Source organism: Deltaproteobacteria bacterium GWA2_45_12, assembly GCA_001797365.1.
Classification (GTDB): Bacteria; UBA10199; UBA10199; order UBA10199; family UBA10199; genus UBA10199.
Genome location: MGPH01000055.1, coordinates 1 through 2,346, shown reverse-complemented (window position 1 = coordinate 2,346; position 2,346 = coordinate 1). Strand labels below are relative to the sequence as shown.

Here is a 2,346-nt window from a genome sequence, read left to right as displayed (position 1 = left end):
TGTTCAAGCAGGCCCTGGAAAATGTAAAGCCCATCCTGGAAGTTCGTTCCCGTCGTGTGGGTGGGGCCAACTATCAAGTCCCCATGGAAGTGCGTGCTGAACGCAAAGTATCTTTGGGTATGAAGTGGCTTGTTGAAAGTGCCAGAAATCGTGGTGAAAAAAACATGCATCAAAAATTGGCCGGCGAATTTTTGGATGTTTTGGATGGCAAGGGTGGGGCCATAAAAAAACGAGAAGAGGTACATCGTATGGCTGAAGCTAACCGTGCTTTTGCCCATTACCGTTGGTAATCTTATGGACTTAGCCAAACTGCGAAATATTGGGATTATGGCTCATATAGATGCCGGTAAAACAACGACGACGGAACGTGTTCTTTACTATACGGGCAAGGTTCACAAGATTGGCGAAGTTCACGATGGTACGGCCACGATGGATTGGATGATCCAAGAGCAGGAACGTGGCATTACCATTACCTCGGCTGCGACCACCTGTTCATGGAGTGGGCATCAAATCAATATTATTGATACCCCGGGGCATGTTGATTTTACCATCGAAGTGGAACGTTCCTTAAGAGTTCTTGATGGGGCTGTGGGTGTTTTTTGTGCCGTAGGAGGTGTTGAACCTCAAAGCGAAACAGTGTGGCGTCAGGCGGACAAATACCATGTTCCGCGCATTGCCTTTATTAATAAGATGGATCGAGTGGGTGCCAATTTTATGGGTTGTGTTCAGGAAATTTCGGTTAAGCTTAATCACAAGCCCGTGCCCATTCAGCTTCCCTATGGCTCCGAAGATCAGTTTAAGGGCATCCTTGATCTTGTCCGAATGAAAGCAGTTGTTTGGGAAGAAGAAACCTTGGGTGCTGGGTTTCATGATGAAGAAATCCCTGCAAACCTTCTTGATGAAGCCAAAAAATACCGTGAACAAATGATTGAAGCTGTTGCTGAAGAAGAAGAGTCCTTGCTTGAAAAATATTTGGCAGGAAGTGCTGTTTCTGAAGATGAGATTTGGAGTGCGCTTCGCAAGGCATGTGTTTCGATGAAGATTATTCCTGTTGTTTGTGGTTCTGCCTTCAAAAATAAGGGTGTTCAACCCTTGCTCGATGCTGTTGTTAAGCTTCTTCCTTCTCCTTTGGATGTCCCTCCTGTTAAAGGAATTAATTTTGATAAGCCCAAACAACAAGATGTAAGGCGATCTTCCGATACTGAACCTTTTTCTGCTTTGGCTTTTAAAATCATGACGGATCCTTTTGTGGGGCAACTTACTTATTTCCGTGTTTATTCAGGCAAACTTCAAGCGGGTTCCTCTATTTTTAATTCTGTTCGTAACAAGAAGGAACGTATGGGGCGTTTGCTTCAGATGCATGCCAATAAACGGGAAGATATTAAAGAAATAGGGGCTGGAGGTATTGCGGCTGCTGTGGGCTTAAGGCACACCCTTACGGGGGACACTTTATGTGATGAAAAGAAGCCCATCATTTTGGAGCGTATGGAATTCCCCAATCCCGTCATTTCCATTGCCATTGAACCAAAATCAAAAGCCGACCAGGAAAAACTGGCTCTTTCACTTCAAAAATTAACCCAGGAAGATCCTTCGTTCCGTGTCCGTGTTGATGAAGAAACGGGGCAAACCATTATTTCAGGTATGGGTGAGTTGCACCTTGAAATTATTGTTGATCGGCTCACCCGTGAATTCAAGGTGGAAGCCAATGTAGGGAAGCCCCAGGTGGCCTATCGAGAAACAATTACGGGGACCGCAGAGCAGGAAGGAAAATATATTCGTCAGACAGGGGGACGTGGGCAATATGGTCATGTGGTTTTAAAGATATATCCCCACGAAGACGGCAAAAGTTTTGAGTTTATCAATAAAATAGTGGGCGGTTCCATCCCACGTGAGTTTATTCCGGCTATTTCCAAGGGGATTACAGAAGCTTTGGAGGGCGGTGTTTTGGCTGGTTACCCTTTAATGGGCATTAAGGCCGAACTACTCGATGGCAGTTTTCATGAAGTTGATTCATCTGAAATGGCTTTTAAAATTGCGGCCTCCATGGCTTTTAAAGATGCCTGTAAAAAGGCAACCACGGTTTTGTTAGAACCCATTATGGATGTTGAAGTGAGTGCCCCTGAAGAATTTATGGGAGATATAATTGGGGACTTGAATTCTCGCCGCGGAAAGATTATGAGCATGACCCCTCGGGGGAAATTGCAAATTATCAAGGCCCATGTTCCCTTGGCCAAAATGTTTGGTTATTCCACCGATGTAAGATCGCAGAGCCAGGGAAGGGCCACTTACACGATGCAGTTTGCCAGTTATGAGCCGCCTCCACGGAATGTGGCCGATGAAATTATT

Annotated in this window: 2 protein-coding genes; both read left to right on the top strand. The window is 45.3% G+C overall.

The window, feature by feature from the left end; genetic code table 11:
• The first annotated feature begins 56 nt into the window (after positions 1-56).
• Complete coding sequence (locus A2048_06990; protein OGP07944.1) at positions 57-290, top strand: hypothetical protein; 234 nt, start codon at positions 57-59, stop codon at positions 288-290.
• A 4-nt stretch (positions 291-294) separates the two neighbouring features.
• Positions 295-2,346: translation elongation factor G (locus A2048_06985; GenBank protein OGP07953.1), on the top strand; the 2,052-nt coding region annotated here is incomplete at its 3' end.